We start from the raw sequence: 2,513 nt of genomic DNA, 5'->3' as shown, positions 1-2,513 counted from the left end.
CGCGGCATTGACGGTCACCTGGGTTCTACCACGATTCTCGCGCTGGTTTGTTGGCGGATGGCAATTGTCTGGCAACCAATTGGTTTGGGCTTTGTTGCTGACTCCGGTGTTCTGGATTCTCATCCAAGTTTCGGAAAGGATGCTCGGTGGTGAAGAAGCGGAAGAAGGACGCCTGTTGGAAGGACTGAAGGGAATCGCGGGAATGGCCATTCGTTTTAGCACCCATTTCGCTGTCCCTGTCCTGGCAGCGACCGCAGTGCTGGTGCTGTTTGCCGGACTGGCATTGTCACGTCTGGAACGCGATTTTCTTCCGCCATTCAATGAAGGTGCAGTTCAAGTCAACGCTTTGCTGGCCCCCGGAACGTCGCTTGCAACCAGCAACCAGATCGGTGAATCGATTCAAGAGGAACTGATGAAGCTCGATTCAGTGAAATCCGTTGCACGACGTACCGGGCGTGCGGAACTGGATGAACACGCAGAAGGCGTCAATGTCACCGAAATGTTCTTGGAAATCTCGGACGGTGCCGACCGCGAAAAAACCATCGAGAGCATTCGCGAAACGATGGCGGAATTTCCTGGGGTCGTCTCAAGCACGGAACAACCGCTCGCTCACCTGATCAGCCACATGATCTCCGGCGTGAAAGCACAGATTGGAATCAAGCTCTACGGCGACGACCTGGACGTGCTTCGCAACAAAGCCCACGAGATGCAACAACGCATCTCCGATGTGCACGGTTTGACGGATGTCATGATCGAACAACAAACCAACATCCCCCAACTGCGGATCGATGTGAACCAATCCGCTCTGACACAAAACGGTCTGCGTCCTGCGAATGTCATGAGATTGCTTGAAACAGCGATGAACGGACAAACCGTCAGCCAAGTGGTGCTCGATCAACGCACCTTTGATCTGATGCTTCGGATGGATGAACCTTACCGCGAAAACCTCGAAAAGCTGAAGCGACTGTCCGTTCCTTTGCCGAGCGGTGGGACATTGCCGCTCGATGAGTTGGCCGACATCTATCGCAGTGATGGGCCGAACATGATCAAACGCGAGAAGGTGCGACGCCGAATCGTCTTGCAAGCCAACGTGTCCGAACGGGGAGTGGTGGATGTGGTCAACGACATCCAATCCCGTCTGGAAGGAATGCAGCTCGAACCAGGCTACTACTTGGAATACGGAGGGCAGTTCGAAAGTCAACGCTCAGCGACTCGCCGATTGATGCTTCTGTCTGGCGTCGCGCTGATGGGGATGTTCCTCGTGCTCTACTCGCTGTTTGGAAATGTCAACTTCGCCATGCAAGTCCTCGTCGCACTTCCAACCGCATTCATCGGTGCAGTGGCGGCTCTCGTGCTGACGGACCAAAACCTGACCGTGGCCGCAATGGTCGGCTTCATCTCACTGTGCGGCATTGCCAGTCGAAACGGAATCCTGTTGCTCAACCACTACTTGCACCTGGTCCGTCATGAAGGCGAATCATGGACACATGCAATGGTGATCCGCGCCGGGCAAGAACGCATGGCACCGGTGTTGATGACCGCCCTCACGTCCGGAATTGGCTTGTTGCCGCTCGCTCTCTCCGCCGGTGAACCTGGCAAAGAAATCCTTTACCCGATCGCCACCGTGATCGTCGGTGGACTGCTCAGCAGCACCCTGGCGGAGTTCTTCGTGCGACCGGCGTTGTTCTGGGCCATTGGTCGGCATGCCGGGCAGCACTTGGTGGATGCCCAAGTCGATGGAACCGACGTTCGGTTTTCAAACCAATGAAACAAGCCATTGCTTCCATGGACGACGATCGTTCGCCGTATTGGAAGCGAAATGTTGAAGTGTTGAATCGAACCTCGGAATCCTTGGAGTTGAAATGAAGTTTGAATGGAACTTGATTGCGTTGGCATGTGTTTTTGCTGTTGGGTGCGGCGCCAAGTCGCCGGCAGAATCACAATCCCCGTCTGACATCGACCTCGTGGCGTCAAACGGGATGCCGTCTGAGTCACACGGTCACCCGGAGAACGGGCCAAATGGTGGAGAGCTGATTGAACTTGGCAAAGAAGCGTTCCACCTGGAAATGCTCCACGACGACCAATCCGTCACGCTCAATGTGTTGGACAGTGCCGCGACCGAGACGGTTGTGATTGAAGCAAGCGAATTGACCGTTAGCTTGAAACACGATGGCAACGTCAAAACATTCACCTTGCCGGCATCTCCAAACGGCGACGGAATGGCTTCCACCTTCCGTGTCACTGACGCGGAGATGGCCGCATGGATGGAAGAGGGTGCCGTAGGTGCGGTAACCCTCGAGATCAAAGGCAAGACCTACACAGGAAGTATCTCCCACGACCATGACCACGGTGCCCATGATCATGACGATCATGACGATCATGAAGGGCACGACCACGACTGAGCGTTAAACGAAGACTTAGTCAGCTTCGTGATTGAAGTCACCCAGGGTGGTTTCACCACCTGAGTCGGCGGAGGACGTTCCGTCGCCGGCAAGGCTCCCGGTCCTCGATTC

Annotated in this window: 2 protein-coding genes; both read left to right on the top strand. The window is 55.2% G+C overall.

From position 1 onward, the window contains the following. On the top strand, positions 1 to 1,768 hold a 1,768-nt coding region (locus tag ACF8AM_RS02205), incomplete at its 5' end, for an efflux RND transporter permease subunit (RefSeq protein WP_392554069.1). Between the two features lie 94 nt (positions 1,769 to 1,862). Further along, entirely contained in the window at positions 1,863 to 2,402 is a 540-nt protein-coding gene (locus tag ACF8AM_RS02200) for a hypothetical protein (protein WP_392554068.1), read from the top strand. Positions 2,403 to 2,513 lie beyond the last annotated feature (111 nt).

It is taken from the genome of Rhodopirellula sp. JB055, assembly GCF_043100905.1.
In the GTDB taxonomy this organism is placed as follows: Bacteria; Planctomycetota; Planctomycetia; order Pirellulales; family Pirellulaceae; genus Rhodopirellula.
The sequence above is the reverse complement of the archived record's forward strand: the minus strand, read 5'-3'. Positions and strand labels throughout refer to the sequence as shown.